Origin of the sequence: Mycobacterium sp. 3519A, assembly GCF_900240945.1 — a bacterium.
Lineage (GTDB): Bacteria > Actinomycetota > Actinomycetes > Mycobacteriales > Mycobacteriaceae > Mycobacterium.
Genome location: NZ_OESG01000012.1, coordinates 866,928 through 891,582, shown reverse-complemented (window position 1 = coordinate 891,582; position 24,655 = coordinate 866,928). Strand labels below are relative to the sequence as shown.

Below are 24,655 nucleotides of genomic sequence, written 5' to 3'. Positions count from 1 at the left end.
AAAACGAACCCGCTGGCCTGCCACTACGGTGGTGGCGTGACAGCGCCGCACCGGGTGGACCCCGACTTCCTCGCGTTGCCGCGACATCAGCTCGCCGACGCCGCCTTGACCGCCGCCATCGAAGCCGGTGCCAGCTACGCCGACCTGCGCATACATGGCATCACCACCGAGCTCATGCAGTTGCGTGACGGCGAACTGGAGACCGCGGTCGTCGACCACGAGATCGGCCTGGCGGTGCGGGTGATCGTCGACGGTACCTGGGGCTTCGCCTCCCACGCGGAGCTGGACCCGGCGGTGGCCGCCGAGACCGCGCGGCGCGCCGTGCAGGTGGCCAGAACGCTGGCGCCGTTGAACGCCGAGCACATCGAGTTGGCCGCCGAACCGGTCTATTCCGACGTGACGTGGGTGTCGGACTACCGGGTCGATCCGTTCACCGTCGGCGTTGCCGACAAGATCGCAGTGCTTGGCGAGTACTCGGGCCGGCTGCTGGCAGCCGACGGCGTCGACCACGTCTCGGCCGGGCTGCACACGGCCAAGGAGCAGACGTTCTACGCCGACACCTTCGGCACGTCGATCACCCAGCAGCGGGTGCGGGTGCAGCCGTCGTTGGAGGCGGTCACGGTCGACGCCGCGGCGGGCACGTTCGAGTCGATGCGCACGCTGGCGCCGCCGACGGCGCGGGGCTGGGAGTACGTCGTCGACGACGAGCCGTGGAACTGGACCGACGAGCTGGCGCAGCTGCCGTCGCTGCTCGCCGAAAAGGTCAAGGCGCCGTCGGTGACCGCCGGGCCGACCGACCTGGTGATCGACCCGTCCAACCTCTGGCTGACGATTCACGAATCAATCGGCCACGCCACCGAATACGACAGGGCGATCGGCTACGAGGCCGCGTATGCGGGCACGTCGTTCGCAACGCCGGACAAGCTCGGCACCATGCGCTACGGCTCGCCGGTGATGAATGTCACCGCGGACCGGACCGTCGACTACGGCTTGGCGACAGTCGGTTTCGACGACGAGGGGGTGCGAGCACAGAGTTGGGACCTGGTGCGCGACGGCATCTTCGTCGGCTACCAACTGGATCGGGTGTTCGCACCGCGGCTCGGTGTCACGCGGTCCAACGGCTGTTCGTACGCCGACTCGCCGCACCACGTGCCGATCCAGCGGATGGCCAACGTGTCGCTGCAGCCCTCCGCCGACGACGTCACCACCGACGACCTGATCGCCCGCGTCGAGGACGGCATCTACATCGTCGGCGACAAGAGCTGGTCAATCGATATGCAGCGCTACAACTTTCAGTTCACCGGGCAGCGGTTTTTCCGGATCCGCGACGGCAGGCTGGACGGTCAGGTGCGCGACGTCGCCTATCAGGCGACCACCACCGACTTCTGGGGCGCGATGGAAGCCGTCGGCGGGCCGTCGACGTGGCGGCTGGGTGGCGCGTTCAATTGCGGTAAGGCACAACCGGGTCAGGTGGCGGCGGTCAGCCACGGCTGTCCGTCGGCGCTGTTCCGCGGCATCAACGTGCTCAACACGGTGGCGGAGGCGGGACGATGATCGGCGCGCAGCAGGTCGTCGACACTGCGCTGGCCGAGGCGGCGCGACTGGGTGGGGCCGACGAGACGATCGTCGTGGTGACCGACCGCGCCGACGCCGCACTGCGCTGGGCGGGCAATTCGATGACCACCAACGGCGAGTCGGTGAGCCGGACCACGACGGTCATTTCGATTGTGCGGCGGGGAGATACGGCGCATGTGGGGTCGATGCGGTCCAGTGCCGTTGACCCGGCCGTGATCGCGGATCTGGTCGCGGCGTCGCAGCAGACGGCGGCGTCGGCGCCCGAGGCGAGCGACGGCGCGCCGCCGCTGCCGGGTGGGGATGTCCCGGCCGATTGGGATGCGCCGGTGCCGGGTACCGGCGCGCAGGTGTTCGCGGACATCGCCAAGCCGCTGGCGCAAGCGTTTCGGGGTGCGGACCGGTTGTACGGGTACGCCCGGCACATCGTGGAGACGACGTTCGTCGCGACATCGAACGGGTTGCGGAGGCGGTACACGCAGCCGACCGGTTCGGTGGAGATCAACGCCAAACGCGAGGGCGCCAGCACGTGGGCGGGCGTCGGCGCCCCGAATTTCGTTGACGTGCCGATTGATTCGCTGATCGAGCGGCTGTCCACGCAACTCGGGTGGGCGAAGCGCACCGTCGAGTTGCCCGCGGGGCGGTACGAGACGATCATGCCGCCGTCGACGGTGGCGGACATGATGATCTACCTGACCTGGTCGATGGGTGGCCGGGGCGCGCAGGAGGGGCGTACCGCGTTGTCGGCGCCCGGCGGCGGAACCCGGGTGGGGGAGAAGCTGACCGACCTGCCGCTGACGTTGTACTCCGATCCGAACGCCCCCGGGTTGGAGTGCACCCCGTTTGTGGTGGCGCCCAGTTCGTCGGAGCGGGTGTCGGTGTTCGACAACGGCATGGACGTCGGCCGGGTGGACTGGGTCCGGGACGGGACGATCAACGCGCTGGCATATCCACGCGCGGCGGCCGCCGAGTTCGGGGCGCCGGTGACGGTGCCCGCGGAGAATCTGCTGATGACGGGCGGGTCGGCCGGCCTGGCGGACATGATCGCGGGGACCGAGCGGGGGCTGCTGCTCACCACGCTGTGGTACATCCGCACCGTGGACCCGACCGTGCTGCTGCTGACGGGCCTGACCCGCGACGGCGTGTACCTGATCGAGGACGGCGAGGTGACGGCGGCCGTCAACAACTTCCGGTTCAACGAGAGCCCGCTGGATCTGCTGCGACGCGCCACCGAGGCGGGTGTCAGTGAGGTGACGCTGCCGCGGGAGTGGGGCGATTGGGCGACGCGGGCCGCGATGCCGTCGCTGCGGATCCCTGACTTTCACATGTCCTCGGTCAGTCAGGCGCAATAATCCATGGGTGGCTGACGAAGAAGCTTTGCCCTCGCGCCTGGCCGGACTGGTCGCGCTGTCGTCGGGGGACCCGCGTCTGGACACGGTGATCCGGTTGACGTGCGGCAGGGCGCTGTCGCTGCCGCCGTTGCCGACGGAAGTCGACCTCATCGACGAGGCGCGCGAGCACGACGCGGTGGTGGCGGCATTTGCCGAGCAGTTCACGGTCGACGTGTCGGGCATCGGGGACAATCAGCGGACGCAGTTCGTTGCGGCGTTGGGCAAGAACGCTTTTCGCACCGTCGTAGCGATGTTCATCGCCGATTTTGTGCCCCGGGTGTGGGCGGGCTTCGAGGCGTTGGGGATGGGCAAGCCGGGCAACGGCGGGACACCGGACTGGGATCACGACACCGATCCGATCGGCGTGCTGCTCAACGATTTCGTGCCTGCGGTGGCGCGTCTTCGGGCGTTGGATCCGGTGACGACGGAGGTGGTGCGGCTACGGGGGGCGGCGCAGCACAACTGTCGGTTGTGCAAGTCGCGGCGCGAGGGCGGTGCGCTGGACGCCGGAGGATCGGAGACGCTGTATGCCGACATCGAGGACTACCAGTCGTCCGCGCAGTTGTCGGAGGCGCATAAGGCGGCGCTGCGGTATGTGGACGCGTTGATCTGGACGCCGTCGCGGATCGATCGGGACGTGGTGGCCGGGGTGCGGGAGCACTTCACCGAGGAGGAGGCGTTCGAGCTGACGCTGGACGTGATGCGCAATGCGTGCAACAAGATCATGGTGGCGCTCGGTGCGGACGCGGCGCAGGTGACCGAGGGGACGGAGCTGTTCCGGATCGACGCGGACGGCCAGACGGTGGTCGGTTAGACGCCGGACGCTGCGGGGGTTCAGTCCGAAAGCCACTTCACGCGAAAGCGGAAGCTCAGGCCAGGGATACGCAAGGAGGCGGAGGCGGAGTCAACACGTGCGCGTGCGCGGTCATACCGTGCACGTCGATCGGGGTCGCGTAGCAGCTCGTAGGCCGCCTTAACCCGGCGAAACGCCTCATCGGCGGACGACGTCGACTGCCCGGCAACGGATTTGGCGTCGGGGTGATGTTTTCGAACTTGCCTGAGATAGGCGTGGCGGATCTCATGGGCGGTCGCGGTTGGCGGCACGCCCAAGACGACGTAAGGATCAAAGTCCACTCGCGAGTCCACCTGCGGGGTTTACTGCGGTGACGGTCGAAGCTCTGGTGCCGCGTCCGTTAGGGCCGATGCCTGATCCGGGAGCGCCGACGCCTGTTCCGTGGCCGCCGCAGTTGCCGCCTTCGGTACCGCTTCAGCCGCAGCGAGCGCCAGCTGCCTGCGCTTGACCCACAGCCAGATCGCCGCTCCTACCGCTCCGACGGCAAACAGTATTGCGCCCAGCAAAACCGATGAACGGCCGCTCATGGTGTGCCTCCTCTCGGGCCGGCAAGCACACGGGGTGTCCTCGCCGCCTAGCTACGGGCGGTCTACCCCCGCGGCTATGGAATTAACCGTCCCGTTGATTTCGTCCCGGGGGCCAGAGTCGACGCGCAGACGGTCCGTACCTCCGCCCGGCTCACGAGCGACAACTCAACAACGGCAAGCCGCAAGGCATGTGCGAACATGGTGCCGCGAAACTGTGCGCTGGGGCGGTAGCTCAGTCGGTTAGAGCCGCGGACTCATAATCCGTTGGTCGCGGGTTCGAGCCCCGCCCGCCCCACTCCAGAGGCCATTTTTCAAGATCAGTGGTCGTGAGTCATCGTTTTTTCATCGTTTATGCGGACTGTGCGATCGAGCAGGTCGGCTACCTGAGTGTGGATGCGGCCGCGTGTCATGTAGCGGTCCTGGGTCATGCTGACGTGGCTGTGACCGAGGTGGTCGGCGCCGATTCGGGCGGAGAGGCCTTCGTCGTCGATGAGGGTGGCGACGGTCTTACGGAAGCTGTGGGTGGTCGCGTCCGGGACGCCGAGCTCCTCTCTCGCGGTGCGCCACAGCTTCAAGAAGTTGTTCGGATCGCGAAGGGTGCCGGCGGTGGACGGGAAGATGACGGTCTGCTCGCCGAGGTAGGGGAGATGCCGACGCTTTTGCAGCATCTCGACGGCGAAGCGGGGCAGGGGAATGGTGCGGCGGCCGGCGGCTGACTTGGTTTCGTCCACGCGCATCAGGCCCTCGCCGGGCACTCGGATCACTTTTCCGGCGACGGTGAGCATGTCGGTCTTCTCGTCGAAGTCGGACCAGCGCAGGGCGAGCAGTTCCGATCGGCGGATGCCCGTGGCGATCAGGAGGGTGATCGGGTCCACGAGATCCTGCTTCTCGCAGAACTCTGATGTCTGCAGGTTGACGAGAAGGTCGCGTAGTTGGTCGGCGGTAAGTGCGACGGCGCCCTTAGGCTGGCTCTTGGACCGCACGGGCTGCACGTCCCGCACCGGGTTGGCGTTGATGACACTGGCCATCACAGCGAGCTGTAGTGCGCCGCGCAGAATCGATTTGGATTGACGGGCCATGGTCGCGCCGTGGGCATTCCGCATGGACCTGAGAGCGGCGTCCATGCGGGCGGGAGTCGCCTCGCTCACCCGCAGGCCGCCGACGAATTTCTTCAGCTTCGTGTTGGTGAAGCGGTACGTCGACATCGTCACGGGCGAACGGCCGTCCTCGGCCAGCCGCGTGAGGTGTTGCTCGACGAGATCGGCCACCTTGGTGTCCGGCCCGATCTCGCCGTGGATCCCTGCGCGTTTCCGTTCAGAGAGAACGGCAATCAGCGCATCCTCGGCTAGCTTGCCGTATTTGTCGTATTCGTCTGCGGGACCGAGCTTTTGGACGACACGCGTAACGCCGTCGGTGTCGCGGTACCGGCACCGGGCCAGCCAGACACCGCCGCCCTGGTAGATGCGTTTGATCTTGCCATGGGTGGCAATCCGTAGTTGTGGTCTGCCGGCCATCGTCCTCAACTGCGCGGGCGGTTAACGCTCATCTCTCTTCTCGCGCAGCGTAGCGCTCACATCCGACAAAGTAGGCCCTATGCGGAGTCGCGGCTATGTACGTCGAGTTGCTTTGCCTCCCAAGCGACGACGTCGCGCAGGCGGTATCGGACGTGGCGGCCGAACTTGGCATACGGCGGTCCGGTGCCCTTGGAAGCCCATTGGGCTGGCGTCTTCACCGGCACGCCATACCTGTCGGCGAGCTCCTGGCGGGTGATCCACCTCTCGTCGGTGTTGTCCTCCATTGCGCCTTCTCTCCGCCGTCATTTCGACGGCTTGGCCTCTTGCCATCCTCCGATGCCAACGAGGCTTGTGCGACTCCCAAGACTGACCAATTCGGCCGATCGGGTCGAATCCCCGACCGCTGGCGTGTAAAGATGCCAGCGTCCCCACCGTCTCATCGGGGTTCCAGGTAGGTCCATTTGTCCTGGCAGCGAACCTCAGCCGTGTCGGGGCCTACACCTCTTAGCGTCTCGTTACTGCGTGTCTTGGCGCACTGGGCGGCCTTCACGGCCACATGCCTTCGGAGGTTTCTGACCTGTCAGTCCCTGTCTGCCAGGCGCGGGCCATGCCGCCTAGGGATGTTGAAACGCCCAGCGCGCTGACGACCTGCGTCCTCGGTTAGATCGGTCAGCCGCGCTGGCCGGTAGCCGGCTTTGCCGGTCGCGCTGGAATTGCCGGGAGTAGCGCCCCAGGCATGGTGCCGCCAACGCCGGGTTCCCGGGAAACCGCCTCGACCACCAGCGCCACGCGCACCACCGCGCCATTCGCGCTGCGTGCGACCTGAGCGCACTAAGCCACCCAATGCGTTGACTCCGTCTTCCCGCGGGACCCGGTCTCTCGCTAGCGCGCTACTGTATCTACAGTCCGGTAGTCAGGCGACAACCACGGTGTAACTGATCTCTGCGTCCGCTAAAATGGCTTCCAATTGGTCTCGCCGCGATGGGGGCACAACGATCACCAGCTCACGCATTGCTCGGCTTACGCCTACGTACAGCACTCGGCGCTGCTCCGAATTGCGACCGCCCTGCCAGTCGTCCAATACGTGACTCGGGCCTGTTGCCTTCGACGGAATGGCCATAATCACGGCCTCGAACTCGTCGCCCTTCACACCGTGTACGTGACCCCAGCGGAGTGCATCCGATACACCGTCGGTCAATAGCCCCGCAGTCCTACTCTTCCAGAACTTCCATACCTTCTCCGGAATACTTAGTCTGTTGCCCAAGCGTGGTCGAAGCTCGACATCAGTTCGATTCGAGAAGTCCTCCACTATTCGACGTACATTCGCCTTGCAAGAGGCTTCGTCTGTCCACGAGAGCGAGGACCGCAATAACGCGCTGGCTACGCCACGCAAGTCCGCCGACGCAACCCCAAGGCGTTCGATCTGATCGCTCTTTCCCTCGACGTCTTGGCCGTCCCAATCGAACTGGCTGAGTAGGAACGACTCCACACGACGTATCGCTCTCAGCCGCCCGGAAGGGTCTGTGCCCGAATGCAAGTCAGCCAACGCTACAAGAAGCAGCTCGATTTGCGAACTACCGTGCGGCGGCTCCTTACCGGCACGCAAGAGAGCTCGCGCATCCGACTTCCGATGTGCAATAACTCTGGTCTTCATCGGCGAAACGCCGGACTGGCGCAAGATCCTATAAGCGCGTTCTCCGGCTTTCACTCCCGACCCAACGACAACGTGAACAGTTGAAGACCCACCAGGATGGTCTTCACTCGGAACGACCTGACCGAGGCCGACTGCGCGAAGGCTATTGATTACTGAGCAGATCACCGGACTCGAGCGGAAACACGTAGTCAGCGCTACCCGCTCCTCGTCTGCGACCCGCTCGCGAAAGCGCTCGTACAACGCGGAATTGGCTTGGCGGAACTCGTAGATTGCCTGGTCTGGATCGGCAACGGCGACGACGTGTATGCCTGCGCTCGTGAGTCGATCGACGATGTCATGCTCCGTCTCGTCGCAGTCCTGAAACTCGTCGATAATGATCTCGTTGAACCGCCGTGCCAGCAGCCGTAAAGGCGACTCGGCCGAGTCCAGAACTATGAGAGCGCGTTTCCGCGCTGCAGCCGTGTCGTACACGTGGCTCTCTTGGAGGGTGACGATGCGCTGATGACCAATCTGGTTGAGGTTTTCTCTTGACCACTCCGTGAGCTTGTCCCAAGCCAGCCGTTCCGCTCGACTCAGCGAGTCTTCGTCGATAACCCAAACACCCCCGCGCTGCACAAAGCGCGTAAGCCGAATACCGATGCCACCGTTCGCAGGTCTCACAACTGCCATCGAGTTGCGGAGATCATCCCAAGACGTAACGTAGGTGGGTCGTCGGCTGCCCCGCATCGTTGCGGGAGTGACAACGTATCGGCGAAAAAATGAGTCGAACGTGCCTACGAAGTTTGGCGCCTCAAGGAGCTGCGGAACGTCGCGACCTCTTAGCCGGGCCACGTCGACAGCGGCGTTGGTGAAAGACAACATCGCAACTCGGCGGCCATCTTCGAAGTTGCTCCGTAACCGGGCGACGACGGTCCTCGTCTTGCCGGCGCCCGGGCCGGCCTCTACAAGGCGAATCTCAGGTCGGAGGGCTCGAAGCTGTTCGTCGCTAAGCCCGAATGGATTGGTCTCAGTCACCTTGTGCCGCATCGACATGCGCGACCGCGTCAATGGCGGCCTTTAGATATTCCGGAACACCAAGGGAAGAGCCGTCGTTGGACTCCAATGCCTCAGCAACCACATGTGCGAAATCACCTTTTGCGATATCCAGGTAATATTCATCGCTGGCGGACGTCGCCCGGATTGCAGTGGCGAAGGTCTCCGCGCGGGCGTCCGGTTCTCGGCCTTCGACTGCAGCCACCACCTTCTTCCAGTGATGATCGGACTGCGGGTGCAACGCCAGAAACGCGGCGTGTAACAGCTCTTCGTTCTGGGGCACTCTGAACATCTCAGCTTCCAATGTCGTGCCGCCTACGACAACTGCTAACCGTCCAGCCTCAAGGTGCTGGAAGAACCGCTGCTCGTAGAACGTCTTTCGTTCTTCGCCGGCTCCTGTATGGTCTCGATCAGTCACCACCACGACTCGATCAACACGGGGATGATCGCCATCCAGAAGCACACGCAGGTACGGCTCAAAGTCGACACCTTCAATGTTTATTAAAGTGGCACTGCGGAATTGACGTAGCAGCCTCTTGGTGACTGCATCGATGTCGGACTCACCTCCGCCGGAGGCCACTATCTTCCCAGCCGCCTCCTTAAGCCGGTGCGGAGCTAGCGACGGCAGCACTAGCATCTCGGCTATACCCTCCACAAGAACAACGTCTCGGGCGAACAACAACGCTGCGCGCGTCGAGTTCAAGTAGCGGTCGATCTTACGGCGTTGCACCGGCTCTATACCGATCTCGCGGATAGCGGTCACCTTCGTACACCAATCGGCACTATCGCTGTCGCGAGCTACGACAACGACATTACGAATCGAAACTGTGCTGGCTAGTACGGGCGAGTGGGTCGTGACGACGACCTGAACCTTGCCGCTTGGAAGACTGGGGTCGTGGGTCTGGCCGCTCGACTTCGCTTGATCATGAAGAAAGTCCAGGAGAACCAGTTGCAGCTGAGGGTGAAGATGTGCTTCGGGTTCTTCGACGAGGAGTAAAGTCAGATCACTTTCTTTCGCCCTAACCAGCTGAAGCACAACCATCGCGATGTACAGCAGGTTGGCGTACCCCAGGCCGGTCGCGGCGATATCCCCGATCGGTATTTCCCGTTCGGCGAGCTGAATACGAAGGAGGCGAGCGATGCGTCGTAGTTCGAGCTTCCGCTGATTCAGCTCGATGACGTGTTCGCGGTTAGGCGGAGTCGTTTGCTTGAAGAACGCCTGAATGGATTCCCTTGTTGTCACGGCCAGACCGTGCTCTGCTACCTGTCTCAGTGCATCGTTCGCGGTACCGATGAAGTCCGCCTCGAGCTCGGCGTCTGAGCCAACGACGATCCTAAGGACATCGTGAAGTTGGGCTTGGTCGCCGCCATCCAGATCCCTGACCGCGTCACGGAGCGGCGGCATGTACACGTATGAGATTCGCCGTCTCAACGCCGGTTCCGGATCTTCTGCTCGCGCATCGCCGATCCCCCATGTGAGAACACTCCGCTTCGGTACGTCCGCTTTGGTCGCAAAACTCGCCGTGTACACAAGATCACCGTGAGCATCAATCAGTTGCGCAAGGTAGATCGATTGCTCATCATCGCTAAGACCCGAGTAACGCGCAGACAGGTCGACCGACGTTCCAACAGCAATTCCGTGAGATAGATCGCGTTCGCCGACAAACCAAACTGTCTGACGGCCTGAGGCGGGGAAAGCAACCAACCTCAGCGCGTCAACTATCGCTGTCTTACCGGCAGCGTTTTCGCCCACGACCACTGTGAGGTCGGGGGTGAAGACGACCGAGGTGTCACGGCATGAACGAAAGTGCCGGAGAGACAACTGCGATAGGTACATGTAGAACCCTTCGAAAGCCGAGGAATCCGACAATAGAATCATCGACCGCCGGAGCCTGACGTAGCCCACGGCGTGTCTTTGAATTCAGGGATGTACTCGACCTCCTGCGCACGCCCCGGGCTAGCTCATAGTTGATCGTCCCAATCGGATCGGCAACAGGGACTCACCAGATGGCGGACTTCCACAGCTACCTCGAGCGGCATGACGGGGAGACTTGCGCACGCTGCCACGTACAGTGCAAACGTCCACAGGTTCCCGAGTGGACGAACGAGGGGCTACGAGCATGCCCCTTGATCTACCGTTTGAGAATGCCAAGCGAGATCAGGTATCGAAGCGGAGGCGATAACGGCATATTGAAACTCGCCTTGTTCGATGCATATCGGACACGGTGCTATTGGTGTGGCAAGCCGCAGAGCGACTATGCGGCGGTCCAGATCGATCACATTGTTCCAAGTTCTACGAAGCAAGATGACTTAGCGAAGTGGCTTCCTCCTGATCGCGTAGAAGGCTATGACTTAGATGCGCCGTACAACTTGGCGCCGATCTGTGCGCCGTGCAATCTGAAAAAGTCAAATCACGATGTCTCCGGCTTTCCGGTCGTGGCGACTGCACTGCATACGGCTTTGGCCAAACAGGAAGATGTCATCCGGCGGGCTGAGTTCTTCGAAGGTCCGACAGCTATTGCTAAGTTTCTTAAGACAATCGCGGCGATGGACTTTGACAAGTCCGAGAACATTTCTATGTTCCAGGAACATATGACACCACTAGTACGCAGGCTCGCCGCGATCGACCCGGCTAAGGCACACGACTTCGACGAGTTACGGACAGTTTGGGTCGGTGATCCGGCTGAAGGCACTCAACAACAGGTCTCTGTGACGCTTGATGTTAGAGACCGCAGGAGTGTGGTCGTCCTAGAAGACGTCTGTCAGTTGACGTTAGACGATGCTCTCCAACAGCCTGTGAGCCGACTCCGAGAAACCATTGTCGAGGAGGCAGTATCCGCACTCGAGTCGCATGAGTTCAAAGATCGGAATGAAGACGTGACGGTCGATGAGGTCGACGGCGACATCGATATCAATATCGATAAGGTTGGCGTCGAAAGACACGGTGAGGTCTTCTCATTCACGTTTGGAGGTGAGTTTGACGCCGTCCTTTCAGGTTCGGCAGTGGTGGCGAGTGCGGACGGAGGCAGCACCGAGTCATTGCAAGGCGATGTTTTCGCTAACGGTCGATTCTCGCTAACCGGTAGCTGGACGATGGGTGACCCCGAATGCATTGAAGCAATCGCGGACATCGAAGGTTGGCGCGCGGCCACCACCGTTTGGGACAGCGGCGGTTACTACGGAGGCGGATACTTCGGTTAGTAGACACGCAGCGCTTAGACCGTCGTGTTCACTGGCTCCCCGGACTCCATTTAGGAGGAACGGACTGATTGGGTTAGTGACCTGCCCGCTGGGCGCGCCCACGAGACGATGAGCGCCTACTCCTTCGCCGCCGCACCAGGACGGTCACGCATCATCTCTGACATCCCCTATGGTTCTACTCGGTCGCCTCCTCGGAGATTCTGATTGCCGAGTCCCAACCGCGGGAGCCCGGCCTGCCTGGCATGTGCGCTTCGAGCGAAACTGTTTTGCGGGCGAATCCTTCTGAACGGCTTGTGCATCGTTGGGTTCGCGGCGCGAGTGAATGCCCGCCACTCCCGCCGAAGGTCAACTCCCGATGCTCATGCTCGATACCCGACCCGCCTCGTCATGCCTGCAGCCGTTGACTCCTATCAATGATACTAGATTCTCGACATTTCCCGCCTTAACAGTATTACGCCACCCAACGTCATTGCGCTCCATGGCAATTCGCTAAAAACCCCCAATATTGCTGTGGCACATTTGCACAAGGTGTGCGAGGTTTGAGGCAGCACACGTTCGTGTGCTGCCTCGTAGACGCTGTGCGCCAGGCGATCTCGATTCGGGTGGTGGTCGACATGTTGACGATCGCGAAGCTGTCGCGCTGGTCGATCAAGTACTACAACGACACCGCCAACGCTGTCGGCGAGGCGGTCAAAGATGCCCGAAAACCGGGCGGCGGTTTGGGCGAGTACTACACCGAACACGACACCCGCACGCCAGTCTGGTTGTGCGCCGGTGACACCCACAGCGCTGCGAAACTCGTCGGCCTAACCGACCTGCGGCGTGCCGGCGGGGAGGCCGATACCGAGGTGGTGGCGCGCTGGCTCGACGATGGTGTGGCGCCCAACCGAGCGTGCGGTCGCGCGTTCGGAACGCGCGGCGTCCACGGCTTCGATCTGACGTTCTGCGCCCCGAAAACTGTGTCGCTGATACGTGCGCTGCGGGCCGACGAGGTGGCCGACAAAGCAATCTCCGCCGCGCATGCCGCCGCGATCAGTGAGGCGATGGAATACCTTGCGGCTCATGCCGGATACACCCGCGTCCATAACCTGGTGACGGGGGAGAAGGATCTGGTGAAGTTGCCCGGGTTGGTGGCGATCGCCTACCAACATGAGACATCGCGGGCGGGTGATCCGCACCTGCACACCCACGTGATCGTGCCCAACCGCCAGGCCCGCCCCGACGGCCAACTCGTGTCGATTGACGGCGCGTCGTTGTATCACGAAGCCCGCGCCGCCGGGGTCATCTACCAAGCCACCTTGCGCAGCGAACTCCACCGGCTCATGGGGGTGGAATGGACCGTGGCGGACCCCGCCACGGGGATGGCCGAGGTCGCCGGCATCAGCCGCGACACCATCACCGCGTGGTCGCAACGCTCAACCCAACTGCGCCAGTGGGCAGCGGGAAACCTGGCCGTGGCGGACGCCCGCCGACTCACGCCAGCCCAGCTCGCGACCGCCCAAAAGGCGACCCGACCACTCAAACTCGAGCACGTTTCGTGGGCCGAGTTGCGAGCGCAGTGGCGCACCGATGAGCGGAGTTTGGCGATCGATGGCGCTGCCTGGCGCCAAGCCCGCCAGATGCGTGAACAAGCCGCGCGGATACCGCTGAATCGGGACTGGTTGGTGGCCGCCGCGCAGCACATCGAGAAGGCCGCGTTCACCCGCGCCGACCTGATCGAAATCATCGGCGCGCGACTGCCTGTGGACACCGAGCACACGCCGCGCACGCTGGTGGAGAGCGCTGTCGATCACGTCGCGGTGCGGCTCACCGCGACCCGACAGCCGCACCAGCGCGAGGGCCATGAACGTTTCACCACCGATTCCATTCTGGCGGAGGAAGCCGCGCTGCTCGACCTCGTCGACGCCCGCGATGTGCGGGCCTCGATGTTGGTCAAAGACACCGACACGGCAGGGCTCTCGCCGGATCAGAAACGGGCGGTCGAAAACATCGCGAAGTCACCGTGGTTGGTGCAGCCGGTGAGCGCGCCGGCGGGGGCCGGCAAGACCACTTCCATGCGGGTGCTAGCCGCGGTGGCGCGCCGCCGCCAGAGCCGCATTCTGGTCCTCGCGCCAACCGGTAAGGCCGTCGATGTCGCCGTGCGCGAAGGTGCCGGCGACACCGGATACACCATCGCCAAAGCCCTACACGAGTTACATAACGGCGCCCTCACATTCGACCATCTCGACCTCGTAATTGTCGATGAAGCGGGCATGGTCGGCACCACCGAACTACACCAACTACTCACCGCGACAACGAAAGCCAACATCAAGACCGTGCTCGTCGGAGACGCGCACCAGCTGGCGCCGGTGAAGGCTCGCGGGGGCATGTTCGCCCAACTCTGCGACGACCTGCCCTGGACCCAGAAACTGTCCGAGGTGTGGCGCATGCACGACCGCCAGGAACGCGCCGCATCCCTCGCGCTGCGCGACGGCGGGCCCGCACCGGTGCGCCGCGCGATCGACTGGTACCGCACCCACGACAGGTTGCACACGGGCGACGAAATCGCCATGGCCACCGACGCACTAGCTGCTTACCGCGCCGACACCGCAGACGGCAAGGACGCGCTGCTGCTCTGCGACACAACAGAAATGGCCGACGCACTCAACCGACGCATCCACACCGACACCATCGACCCGAAGGCACCCACGATTGGTGTCGCGCGTGGACATCGGGTCGCGGTCGGGGACTTGATCATCAGCCGCCGCAACGACCCCGCCCTCCCGGTCCTCGATGCCACCCGGAACGAGCCGGCTGCCGACCCGGTCCGTAATGGCAACCGCTGGCGCGTCTACGCCATCGACCCCGAACACGATCGCGTCGCCGCGCGCCGCCTCGACGACGGCGCCCGCGCCGTCTTGACGGGTGATTACCTGACGGAGCACATCACCTACGGTTACGCGGTCACCGTGCATTCTGCCCAAGGCGTCACCGCGGACACGACTCAGAGCGTCCTCGGCGAAAACAGCACCCGCGCAATGCTGTACGTCGCGATGACGCGCGGCCGCGAATCCAACACGGCCTACCTGTTTCAGCGCGGCGTCGGGGATGGCGATCACGAGCATAGCGAGCATGAGGACATCTACGTCGCGCGTCGCGGAAGCAGCCGCGACGCTGCCCATCTGTTGCGCGACATCATCGCTACTCACGACGCGCGAGCCCGCACCGCTCACGATGTCAGTGCCACCACCGAGCCGGATCATCTCTCCGAGCCGGTTGCCTCATTCGTTGACCAACGCGCGAAAGCAGCTAAACGCCGGTGCAAGAACTATCTGAAATGGCAGGAGCAGACGCATATTGCCACGTCAGACAGTAAGCGATGGAGTGAGCGCCACGTCACCCGAACCTCGAATCCGGACCACGGTATTCAGCTGTGATCCCTCTGTGACTCGCGATCACTCTTCATTCGAGTGCAGAGGGGGATGCGCGATCGTTTTCATTGGGATCGAGCTAGTCGACAGCCCGCGTGCGCTCAAGTGTGCGCGATCAAGTTGTGTTGGTCGGGCTGACAGAAGTGGCTGGCAGGGCTTCGCCGGTGACCGTTTTTAGGTGCTGCCGTGCAGCGATGATGAGATCCTGGACGTCAGTTGTAAGGTCTAACAGGTAACCGCCATAGGCGATGACGCCATCCGCGATGATCCGGTCATGGTCAAAGACGGACAGAGCGTTCGGGTTTGGATTGTTGCGTACTTCGCCCACAGCGCGTTCGTCGATATGCTCGTAAGCGTCGCGGATCTCCCCCACACACCTTCGCAGGCGCGTAATTTCAGGCGGCACCGCCTGGTTCGCTCCGATCGCTGTCGATGCCTGTACGCACATGTCCATGGCGCGATTGAGGGCGACAAGGGCCAGCTCCGTTGTACCGACCAGATCAAAGACGGCGCGCCGAATGGCGGGCGCGCCCTCGGGGGGACTCTCTTGGAGTTCGTATCGCAGTTCGCTGACCCTTCGGAAAAGCGTCTGCGCCCGGTCGAGTCGCCTGGCAGCCGACAGCAGATATCTTTGCTTTTCTTCGGGATGGTGCGTGCCAAAGCACATCCACGTGAACAGGACGGGTGTGAGGGGCACATAACCGATTACTCCCTTGCTCTCCCACTCGTCGACGTCGTCGATGTGGAGGCTGATTGCGCCTTCGTCAAAGGACAGTTGATCGCCGGGGCGCACATGCACCCGTCGCCCGTCGTCAGGCTCCCCGATGCGTAGGGTCCGCGCGAACACCTTGCCCGGCTCTTCGCGGTCCGGGACGATGCGTTGTGGCAGCAGATATCCGTCGGGTCCCTCTGGGGTCGTGTGGTGACTTATGTGGGAGTAATGCTCCATGACGATCACCTCGTCGCCCTCATAGACCTGGACGATCTCAGGCTCGGGGTCACATGGATCAACCGCTCGGACGTAGACCTTGTTGCCGTCCCGCGAGTGCAACACGGGCCGCTCGGACTTCTCCCAATTGTCGCGTCTAATCTCTTTCACGTCCCAGGTTGGCTTCTGCTCGCCGGGACCCACCTCGCTGGTGCTCACAAGAGAATTATTGCGAAAGTAGGCAACAGAGCAGCAACTCAATTTGGGTCAGGTTCGGCCAGGGTCGCGCGGTCGCATCTTCCGATCTTGTCAGCCCCGTGGGTCGCAGCCGGACGTTGTGGGCGAACAGCTTGACCACCCTCAATGTTGCGAGCGCCAGACGGAGAAACCGTCGCAACAGCGATCACTTATAGTGCGACGATAGCGCCGTTTCGCACCGAACTGCTAAATGCATTACGCTGAGGGTGAGCTTCGCGCCCGCTCGAGCGTCCGTTCAACCATCTCAATTCCGTTTTTGTCATCGATATCTTTCAGCAGCGCTTGAGATTCTTGGAGGTATTCGACGGCTTCGTTGGTGGCGTCAGCACTATTTATATCAAGGAGGATGGCTGCGAGAGTATGCAGTGCAATCGCGGTGTGCTGGCGATCGCCCGATCGTCTTCCGATTGCGACACTTTCTCGAGCGTTATCGATCGCTTCGTGCACCAGCCCTGCCCGTTGGTCCATACTCGCTTGAAAATTGAGCAGCCTGGCGAGGCTCAAATCTGGTGCTTCTGTCCTAGCTGCGAGGTTGGCGGCGTCTGTTAATGCTTGACGGGCTTCGTCGCGCAAGCCGGCCTCTCTGTAAAGAAAGCCCATGAAAGTCAGGGCGCCCAAAAGCTCTCGGTCATGGTCCGCCAGAGCTCGCGCCGCATCTTCAGCCAGTTTTATCGCTGCGTCGATGCGTTCGGATGAGTACTCGACACGAGACAATTCTAAAAGTGCTAAGCCCTTAATGAGATCGTCGCCAACTTTAATAGCTATTGCAACCGCCTCTTCAAGCGCCGCTGTCGCCATGCGAAGTTGTTCGGAAGCCACCTCCACCGTATCGATGGATGCGGCGCCGGCATGGCCCCCCGCAATTAAGGCACGTCCGTACGAAAGCAATGCCTTCGCAAGGCGCGGCGAGTCGTCTAGCTTCCGCAGGAGATCGATGGCCGCACCGAGGTGTAGAAGACCTGAACTATGGTCACCCTGTTCGGCGCGATACGCACCAAGGAGATATTCTGCGATTGCTTCGGTGCGATCTCCTTCACGCTGACTCAACACCAGTTCGAACTGCTCCGACGCGTTCTGCTGGCATCCCTGGCCCCACTCATACAATCCGTGCAAGAGCGCAGCCAATCGATCAGTTTCTGGGCGGCGCAGCGGTGACCGCTCTAGCTGGCGGACAGCTGCCGCAGCATCGACAGTCCGGACCGGCTCGGTAGTCAAAACCTCCAATAGCCAGTCGGCCTGCTCCCGCTCCGATTCCTTGTCCGCCGCCGTCAAACCGAGCGTGGCAGCGCTCACCATGGCTCCTCGGTCTCCAAGTAAGTGGGCCAGACGGCCATGAAACCCGTTGCGCGCGTGCCTCGAGAAGGCGGTCGCCGACTCTCGGTACTGAGCCGGATGATCCGTCGCCAGTCGGCGAGCTAGCTCGGCTCTCAACGGATCGGCGATTCTCATAACGCCCTGCGACTCGACGAGGAGGCCCGCGATGCGGAGCGCGGAAATCGGGTCTGAGTCGTCGCCCTTCAGTTCGGAGAGCCAAGCGTGCGAGCTGCGAAGGATATCCGCAGCGACGTCTGCATCGAAGGCCGGCGGGACGCTGAGGACAGAAGCTTGCGCCTCAAGTCGGTCCATACTTCACCTTCACCTTCGCTGCGCGAGCAAGTGTTCTTGTCCCTGCAGCTTCACTTTGCTGTATGAATCAAGTGTCCGGCTCTCGGCTGCAGCGACGTCCTCCCCAGTGAAGCGTCTCAGATAGTCGGCCACATCCTGCTCTGACAAGTCTGACATAGAGACAGTTGTTACTGCAGTACCTGGAACGACGAAGGATCGATCGACGCTGTTGGTGATCGCGAATCCAGCAGTAGGACAGCGTTCGCGGATGCGCGGAACTGCCTGTTCGGCGATCCAAACAAGATCGGTTTCGTTCAAAAACTCGCCCCCGAGGATCCCGAAGAGATATGTCTCGTCAGCCTGCGACGTAAGGGCATCTAAGAGCTGGTTCAATCTCCCATCTACGTCAGCGCTTCCTGAATCAGAGCCATCGACCGGCAGACTAAGGCACGCCAGCCACTGTGCGAGGACATCGCTGGCGGTGGTCGCGCCAAGCGCGAGATCAGCCTGCCGGCTAACACATGTCTTTCGGCCGGCCGACTCTGCAGCGGCAGCCAAAGCCTCGACCAGGTCTGCGCGGCCGTCATCCCGAGGGGACACGATGCCGCGCCCTCTTGGAACGACGACGACCACACCGTTGCTATCAAGTTCTCTTTGAACGCGATCGAAGGTACTTTGGTGATTGATTAGCTCATCGCGGCTTGTTTCAGCGCGAATAATGGCCAGCGCCGCTGCCGATGGCAGGGGAGTTTGAGTGCGCGAAGTGCTTACACTCGTGCGAATAATTCGATCGAAGTGGGCTTGGGCGGTGAATCCTGCTCTCAGTTGAGGCTCGACCATCCCCATTTGCTTCTGAAGTTTCACTTCTATCCATCGCTGAACATGCTGTTGGTCGGTCACGGGCAGTTTAGGCGGAAACAACAATTCCAGTTCGACTGCAATTCCACCGTTTCTTTCACAAATTGGTCGCACTGATCGGACGATGCTGTGTTTGAAGGAGTGAGCCTCCGATACCGCGTTGTTCTTGGGCCAGCCACCCAACAAGACCACCCTCTGGTTGTGAAGGTCTAGCTCATCTGCAAATAGGAGAATCGCCGCCAGAAGCCTCGGTCGAACTTCTTTGTTTCGGACGGTTGATACATCATGTAAGCGATTTTCGACGGTGTCCTTGTAAAATTTAGTACCGTGTGCGCGCGCGACATCGGCGACAACGTCAACTAGAGCAGCATCACCGTCCGGGAGTCCTAACTTGCGCCATTCATGAAGGATATTCTCTGAGCTTCGCTCGGGGTGCTCATGGCGTACGCGGGCGTAATCCGCGCTGTTCATCTGTCCAAGTGGTGCTCCAGCTGATCGCAGATCTTGCATGCCAATGTCATGTAGCCATGCAGAAGCCCAGAGAATGAACATCTCAAGAGTGGTGAGCTTCTGAGAATCGTGAAGTAATGGCAATTGCGTCAGCTGCATCGCATAGGAAGCCACGCGCCGGCTGTGCGCAGTGCCGTGGTCCGTGAACCATTGTTGATAATTTGTCGACCAGACTTCCTTCACGGCCTCCTGTATTCGCGGAATGCAGGAGGCTAGGTCGCGAAGGTCTGGATCATCCTCCAGCCTCCGGCGTAAGTCATCGGCGATTGAATCTTGGGTCAACGCGGCGCCCCCACCCCACGGTCCGGCTATCTCAGTCCTTAACGTTTCGCCCGCCGATATTAGTCGTCTCCGTGACTCTGTTAGCGGTTCTTGACGATATTTGGCTTCGCGGTCACGCTGGGCTCATCCCAGCATCTCCAATGCCTGCAGTACCGGAGACTTCGCTCTAGGGAGGCGCGAAGCGATGTCCATCAACCGGCCTTGTTTGCCACCTCGACGCAGCCATTCTCGCAGCGCGTCGCGACCCAGCTCGTACCCGACCTCACCACGCAGTCGAAAAGCGTCGGCGACCGACCGCTCAGGGGAGTAGATCCAGATCATCTGACCCGATCCCGGGATCGTGATGTGCTCGCGTCCGGCCTCGAACGTGGCTCGGTCGAACTGATGCCACGCAATCGCACCCGTGCTCGCCGGCGTCCTGGATCCCCGGGGGATCGCAACGTCCAGCGCGGCAGGGATCGCATCGGTCAGGTCGTGATAAGAAAGCGCGGAGGTCAGGCAGATCGTCGCATCGGGTCGCCGTGTCGCGGCCTCGATCTGATCCCAGTCGGTGGCCGACGCGTTCGCGGGCAGGTAAATACCGCGGGCGATGCGATCGAACCGACCGGCCCGCGCGGCACGGAAGAGCCCGATGCGCGAGAGGCCGACCTGCCCCGCAGTGCTCGGCGTCAGAGCATCCATGATGTCACCTCCTAGGTGCGAGGATGATATGAAACGTTGACAGATAATGCCACCTGTAGACGTTTCGTATCCGATTTGGACAGGTTTGAGGGGATGCGTCCGGGGCGCATAGACGACAGCGCTCGGGATCTTCGGACGTGCTGCAAGCGCGCCGAGGGGGCCCTGACACGGTCGGACCCACACCGTGGACTTCTTTCGCGCCCCCAAATTATGTGGCTATGTCCCTACTCATTTTCGCCATCCATTATTCATCGGTTATGGATGGGATACGACCGGAATGCGCGCTCTATCGTTGGAAACCGAACGACACTGGAATCCCTTGTAGCACTGGGAAATAACCGGATCTCAGAGCGATGTTGAGAACCACCAAAACCGAATCCGTTGGTCGCGGGTTCGAGCCCCGCCCGCCCCACTTCAGAGGTGTATTACCTCGGTTGATGGCTGACATTTCTATGTCGGGTGATGCCTGACAGTGTTTCGGCTGATGCTTTACACCTACTTCGGCTGATCCTTGACACTCCCTAGACGGTATGGAGGCGACTTGAGGCCGAAGGCCTCGGGCTGCAATCGGACGTGGGTTGCCGACGATGAGTGAACACTCGCATCGGTAGAGCCACAGTTGCAGATCAGGAGGCCTCCGGTGAGTTTCAACGGTACGAGTGTCGGGTTGGACGTGCATGCGCTTTCGGTGGTTGCCCATGCCGTCGATGAAGAAACGGGGCGGGTTGAGCGGGCACGGTTGTGTCCCGATCACGGCGAGATCCTGGCGTGGCTAGACCGGCTGCGAGGTCCGGTACGGGTGGCCTATGAGGCTGGGCCGACGGGGTTCGGGCTCGCGCGGGCTTTGGCCGCCGCCGAGATCGACTGCGTGGTTGCCGCGCCGTCGAAGTTGATCCGTCCTGCCGGGGATCGGGTCAAGACCGATGCCCGCGATGCCGCGCATCTGACCCGGTTACTGCGTCTGGGCGAGATCACCGCGGTCACCGTGCCCGAGGCCGACGTGGAGGCGGTGCGCGATCTGGTGCGTGCGCGTGAAGACGCGCGCGCTGATCTGATGCGAGTCCGGCACCGGTTGTCCAAACTATTGCTGCGCCACGGCCGGGTGTACTGCGGTGGGCAGGCATGGAACGGGGTGCACGAAACCTGGCTTCGTCGACAACGATTTGACGATTCCCACACCATGGCGGCATTCGACCATCACTTCGACGCCGTCTTGACGGCCACCGCCGCCAGAGATCGTCTCGACCAGCAGATCGTCACCGTGGCAGCCTCGCCGCGCTGGGCTGACCCGGTCAATCGATTGGGGTGTCTACGGGGGATTTCGGCGCTGACCGGGCTGGCGTTGAGCGTCGAGATCGGTGACTGGACCCGGTTCACTGGCGCCTCGATCGGCGCCTACGTCGGCTTGGTCCCCACCGAGTACTCCTCGGGTGCATCCCGGGTGCAGGGCTCGATCACCAAGGCCGGCAACGCCCATGTGCGGCGATTGTTGATCGAGGCGGCGTGGCATCACCGGGCGGCCTACCGCAATCCTGGACCGACGATGCGGGCACGCTGGGCCAAGGTCGACCCGGCGCTCAAGGATCGCGGGCATGCCGGAAACCGGCGCCTGCACCAGCAGTGGTGCCGGTTCAACGAACGTAAGAAACACCACGTGGTGGCCAATGTCGCGATCGCCCGTGAACTGGCCGGCTGGTGCTGGTCACTTGCCACGCTGAACTAACAACCGCCACCGAACTTGATCGGAGTCAGCCGGTCGACGGCGAGGTAGGCGAACTGGATCTGCGTTACAGCTATGAGCCACAACAGCATTCCCCGAAGTACTGGTGTGACGCCCGTCCCTAGAGAGCAGCCACCGTTCGCACCGAACCATCGTCTTGCGGTACCCAACCCGCGCATATCAGTCTGACACCACCGTCGTTGACCAACGACCGCCGCGACACCGACTAACCCCGATCAAACGAAAGCCGCCCCGACGCAAAACCGGGGCGGCTTTCACCTGCCTATTGACAAACGGTGCCTACATATCAGGTGTACTGCCCAGGGAGGTTGGTTGGGGAAGTGTGACGACACGCTGTAGCGGTCGTTGATGGCGAAGGCCTCCTGTCGTGGGGTGGAGCTGCTACCACTTCACCGCAACTATCAGGAGGCCTTCGTGGTCCACGCTAATGCTGTTTTGACTCCTCGTGGACGCCTACTACTGGCGCGTCGCGTCGTCGAGGAGGGCTGGCCGATTGTTCGGGCCGCCGAGCACTTCCACGTGTCCTGGCCGACCGCCAAGCGATGGGCCGCGCGGTATGCGGCCATGGGCCCACAAGGCATGACCGACCGATCCAGCCGGCCGCACCGCAGCCCCACGCGCACACCCTCGACATTGGTACGAAAGATTGAGCATCTACGGTGGCGGCATCGACTCTCACCCTTAGCGATCGCCTCCCGGTTGTCGATGCCAGCCTCCACGGTGCACGCGGTGCTAGTGCGGTGTCGACTGAATCGCCTGTCGCACATTGACATTCGAACTGGTGAGATTATTAGACGCTACGAGCACGATCATCCGGGTTCGCTGATGCACATCGACGTTAAAAAGCTTGGCAACATCCCCGTGGGCGGTGGGTGGCGCTTTGTCGGCCGCGCCCAGGGCACGAAGAATCGAACTACGACTCCCGGCGCCACCCGCAACCATCGATGGCAACCGATCATGGGGCATGCCTACGTGCACACCGTCATCGACGACCACTCGCGCGTGGCCTACGCCGAAATCCACGACAACGAAACCGCCCAGACCGCCATTGGTGTCCTGCGCCGGGCAGCAGGCTGGTTCCGTATGCGCGGAGTCACCATCGAACGCGTCCTCACCGACAACGGCCCCTGCTACAAGTCCCACGCATGGCGCGACTCGTGCGCTGAACTGCAGATCGAGCACAAACGCACCCGGCCGTACCGCCCACAGACCAACGGCAAGATCGAGCGGTTCAACCGCACCATGGCCCAAGAATGGGCCTTCGCGCGCCACTACCCCAACGAACTAGCCCGACGATCCGCACTTCCAGCCTGGCTCCATACCTACAATCACCACCGGCAACACTCGGCGATCGGCAAGGTCCCGCCCATCACACGGTTGACCAACCTCCCTGGGCAGTACACCTAGATGAGGGAGTTGAGCGTGGCTGAGCAGCGGTATCAGGCCGTGTTGGCGGTGATCAGTGACGGATTGTCGATTTCGCAGGTCGCCTCGAAGGTTGGGGTGTCGCGTCAGACGTTGCACTCGTGGTTGGCCCGCTATGAGGCCGAGGGTCTGGGAGGTCTGATCGACCGGTCCCATCGGCCGGCGTCCCGTCCGCACCCGATGCCGGCTCATGTGGAGGCGGCGCTGTTGGAGCTGCGGCGTTCACGGCCGTCTTGGGGGCCGCGGCGGCTGGTGCTTTAACTGTCTAAGCGCCGAGTTGGGCCGGTGCCCTCCCAGCTGGCGGCCTCTCGGCGGCTTGTGCGTTCGCAGATGATTGATCCGCATCTGCGGGATCGGCGCTCGCGCAAGTGGAAGCGCTGGGAACGCGGCGCGGCGATGGAGTTGTGGCAGATGGATGTGGTCGGCGGTTTCCCGTTGGCTGATGGCACCAGCGCCAAAGCTCTCACTGGCATCGATGATCACTCCCGGATGTGCGTGTGCGCGAAGTTGATGGCTCGTGAGCGCACGCGCGCGGTTTGCGATGGGTTGCGCGCGGCGCTGGGGACCTATGGTGCGCCGGTGCAGATCTTGACCGATAACGGCAAGGTGTTCACCGGCCGGTTCAACCATCCGCCGGTTGAGGTGCTCTTCGACGCGATCTGTCGCGAACACGGCATCGATCATTTGTTGACTCAGCCCCGCTCGCCGACGACGACGGGCAAGATTGAGCGGTTCCATCGCAGCCTGCGCGCGGAATTTCTCAGCGGCAGAGCGCCTTTCGCGAATTTGAGGGCGGCCCAGCAAGCCTTGGATGAGTGGGTGGGCTTTTACAACACCACCCGCCCCCATCAAGCCCTACAGATGGCGACTCCGAACTCACGGTTCACCCCGCAAACCGTGGTTGCCGATCCCGCGGTGGGGCCGCCGGCCGAGCAGGGACTGCGCGCTGAGCGCACCGGTTCGGACTGGGTAAGCCGGCAAGTCACCAGCAATGGGGTGGTGAGCGTGTCCTGGCAGCAGGTCAGCCTGGGCCGCCACTACGCCGGTTCGCGTTGCGATGTCCACGTCGACGGTGGGTTGCTGCGCTTCTACATCGGCGACGTGTTGGTCAAGACCGCCGCCCGAAACAGCACCGGCGAGGTAAGAAACAAGCGGGCCCTGCGCACAAACGCCGGACCCTAAAACACAACAAGAGTGTCAAGGATCAGCCGGA

At 62.4% G+C, this 24,655-nt stretch carries 16 protein-coding genes, 1 tRNA gene and 1 pseudogene; 9 read left to right on the top strand and 9 right to left on the bottom strand.

Annotated features, from left to right (window positions below):
* Window positions 1-36: 36 nt before the first annotated feature.
* Genes C1A30_RS06445 through C1A30_RS06435 form a run of 3 tightly spaced genes read left to right on the top strand, consistent with a single transcriptional unit; the run spans window position 37 to window position 3,777 of the window.
* Entirely contained in the window at window positions 37-1,554 is a 1,518-nt protein-coding gene (locus C1A30_RS06445) for a TldD/PmbA family protein (RefSeq protein ID WP_101947350.1), read from the top strand.
* Window positions 1,551-2,924, top strand: coding sequence for a metallopeptidase TldD-related protein (locus C1A30_RS06440; RefSeq protein ID WP_101947349.1), 1,374 nt, complete (start codon window positions 1,551-1,553; stop codon window positions 2,922-2,924). Before C1A30_RS06445 ends, C1A30_RS06440 begins: the two co-directional genes overlap by 4 nt.
* Window positions 2,925-2,931: 7 nt before the next feature.
* The gene (locus C1A30_RS06435) at window positions 2,932-3,777 is read left to right on the top strand and encodes a carboxymuconolactone decarboxylase family protein (RefSeq protein WP_235009666.1); all 846 of its coding nucleotides are present in this window, start codon (window positions 2,932-2,934) and stop codon (window positions 3,775-3,777) included.
* A gap of 20 nt (window positions 3,778-3,797) precedes the next feature.
* Here C1A30_RS06435 and C1A30_RS06430 read toward each other — a convergent pair whose 3' ends face one another.
* On the bottom strand, window positions 3,798-4,097 hold the full coding sequence (locus C1A30_RS06430; RefSeq protein WP_160112703.1) for a J domain-containing protein: 300 nt from the start codon (window positions 4,095-4,097) through the stop codon (window positions 3,798-3,800).
* Window positions 4,098-4,564: 467 nt separating this feature from the next.
* Here C1A30_RS06430 and C1A30_RS06420 point away from each other — a divergent pair.
* Window positions 4,565-4,638: transfer RNA gene (locus C1A30_RS06420), tRNA-Ile, on the top strand.
* A gap of 22 nt (window positions 4,639-4,660) precedes the next feature.
* Here C1A30_RS06420 and C1A30_RS06415 read toward each other — a convergent pair.
* The 4 genes from C1A30_RS06415 to C1A30_RS06400 all read right to left on the bottom strand — a co-directional run bounded on the left by C1A30_RS06415 (window position 4,661) and on the right by C1A30_RS06400 (window position 10,449).
* Window positions 4,661-5,857: a site-specific integrase gene (locus C1A30_RS06415; RefSeq protein WP_101947346.1), complete on the bottom strand. Its 1,197-nt coding sequence runs from the start codon at window positions 5,855-5,857 to the stop codon at window positions 4,661-4,663.
* A 77-nt stretch (window positions 5,858-5,934) separates the two neighbouring features.
* Window positions 5,935-6,141 (bottom strand): AlpA family transcriptional regulator, encoded by a 207-nt coding sequence (locus C1A30_RS06410; protein ID WP_101947345.1) that lies wholly within the window; start codon window positions 6,139-6,141, stop codon window positions 5,935-5,937.
* A 629-nt stretch (window positions 6,142-6,770) separates the two neighbouring features.
* The gene (locus tag C1A30_RS06405; protein WP_160112702.1) at window positions 6,771-8,525 is read right to left on the bottom strand and encodes a UvrD-helicase domain-containing protein; all 1,755 of its coding nucleotides are present in this window, start codon (window positions 8,523-8,525) and stop codon (window positions 6,771-6,773) included.
* Window positions 8,518-10,449, bottom strand: coding sequence for an ATP-dependent endonuclease (locus C1A30_RS06400; RefSeq protein WP_101947343.1), 1,932 nt, complete (start codon window positions 10,447-10,449; stop codon window positions 8,518-8,520). The genes C1A30_RS06405 and C1A30_RS06400 overlap by 8 nt, the downstream gene beginning before the upstream one ends.
* A gap of 239 nt (window positions 10,450-10,688) precedes the next feature.
* Here C1A30_RS06400 and C1A30_RS06395 point away from each other — a divergent pair, with 239 nt between their 5' ends.
* Window positions 10,689-11,744, top strand: coding sequence for an HNH endonuclease (locus tag C1A30_RS06395; protein ID WP_160112701.1), 1,056 nt, complete (start codon window positions 10,689-10,691; stop codon window positions 11,742-11,744).
* Between the two features lie 614 nt (window positions 11,745-12,358).
* A complete protein-coding gene (gene mobF / locus C1A30_RS06390) occupies window positions 12,359-15,160 on the top strand; it encodes a MobF family relaxase (protein WP_101947687.1) in 2,802 nt (933 codons plus the stop codon).
* A gap of 109 nt (window positions 15,161-15,269) precedes the next feature.
* Here the strand turns inward: mobF and C1A30_RS06385 are convergent, their stop codons facing one another.
* The 4 genes from C1A30_RS06385 to C1A30_RS36000 all read right to left on the bottom strand — a co-directional run bounded on the left by C1A30_RS06385 (window position 15,270) and on the right by C1A30_RS36000 (window position 20,276).
* Window positions 15,270-16,301 carry a light-mediated development protein DET1 gene (locus tag C1A30_RS06385; protein ID WP_235009665.1) on the bottom strand — a complete coding sequence of 344 codons (1,032 nt, stop codon included), beginning with the start codon at window positions 16,299-16,301 and terminating at the stop codon, window positions 15,270-15,272.
* A 234-nt stretch (window positions 16,302-16,535) separates the two neighbouring features.
* The gene (locus C1A30_RS06380) at window positions 16,536-17,966 is read right to left on the bottom strand and encodes a hypothetical protein (protein ID WP_101947340.1); all 1,431 of its coding nucleotides are present in this window, start codon (window positions 17,964-17,966) and stop codon (window positions 16,536-16,538) included.
* A 9-nt stretch (window positions 17,967-17,975) separates the two neighbouring features.
* On the bottom strand, window positions 17,976-19,496 hold the full coding sequence (locus C1A30_RS35350) for an HD domain-containing protein (RefSeq protein WP_142392557.1): 1,521 nt from the start codon (window positions 19,494-19,496) through the stop codon (window positions 17,976-17,978).
* Between the two features lie 222 nt (window positions 19,497-19,718).
* Window positions 19,719-20,276, bottom strand: coding sequence for a hypothetical protein (locus tag C1A30_RS36000; RefSeq protein WP_101947338.1), 558 nt, complete (start codon window positions 20,274-20,276; stop codon window positions 19,719-19,721).
* Window positions 20,277-20,916: 640 nt separating this feature from the next.
* On the opposite strand from C1A30_RS36000, the gene C1A30_RS06365 reads away from it, so the two are divergent.
* The 3 genes and pseudogenes from C1A30_RS06365 (at window position 20,917) to C1A30_RS06355 (ending at window position 24,624) form a co-directional block, all read left to right on the top strand.
* Window positions 20,917-21,999: an IS110 family transposase gene (locus C1A30_RS06365; protein ID WP_200828173.1), complete on the top strand. Its 1,083-nt coding sequence runs from the start codon at window positions 20,917-20,919 to the stop codon at window positions 21,997-21,999.
* Between the two features lie 432 nt (window positions 22,000-22,431).
* Window positions 22,432-23,424, top strand: coding sequence for an IS481 family transposase (locus C1A30_RS06360; RefSeq protein ID WP_101947686.1), 993 nt, complete (start codon window positions 22,432-22,434; stop codon window positions 23,422-23,424).
* Window positions 23,425-24,624: pseudogene (locus C1A30_RS06355) on the top strand (IS481 family transposase).
* The last annotated feature ends 31 nt before the right edge of the window (window positions 24,625-24,655 follow it).

Bases quoted from the DNA above. Each gene is read 5' to 3' on its own strand.
- C1A30_RS06440 (WP_101947349.1), top strand. From the start codon at position 1,551: ATGATCGGCGCGCAGCAGGTCGTCGACACTGCGCTGGCCGAGGCGGCG.
- C1A30_RS06415 (WP_101947346.1), bottom strand. From the start codon at position 5,857: ATGGCCGGCAGACCACAACTACGGATTGCCACCCATGGCAAGATCAAA.
- C1A30_RS06410 (WP_101947345.1), bottom strand. From the start codon at position 6,141: ATGGAGGACAACACCGACGAGAGGTGGATCACCCGCCAGGAGCTCGCC.
- C1A30_RS06395 (WP_160112701.1), top strand. From the start codon at position 10,689: ATGCCAAGCGAGATCAGGTATCGAAGCGGAGGCGATAACGGCATATTG.
- mobF (WP_101947687.1), top strand. From the start codon at position 12,359: ATGTTGACGATCGCGAAGCTGTCGCGCTGGTCGATCAAGTACTACAAC.
- C1A30_RS06380 (WP_101947340.1), bottom strand. From the start codon at position 17,966: ATGGACCGACTTGAGGCGCAAGCTTCTGTCCTCAGCGTCCCGCCGGCC.
- C1A30_RS36000 (WP_101947338.1), bottom strand. From the start codon at position 20,276: ATGGATGCTCTGACGCCGAGCACTGCGGGGCAGGTCGGCCTCTCGCGC.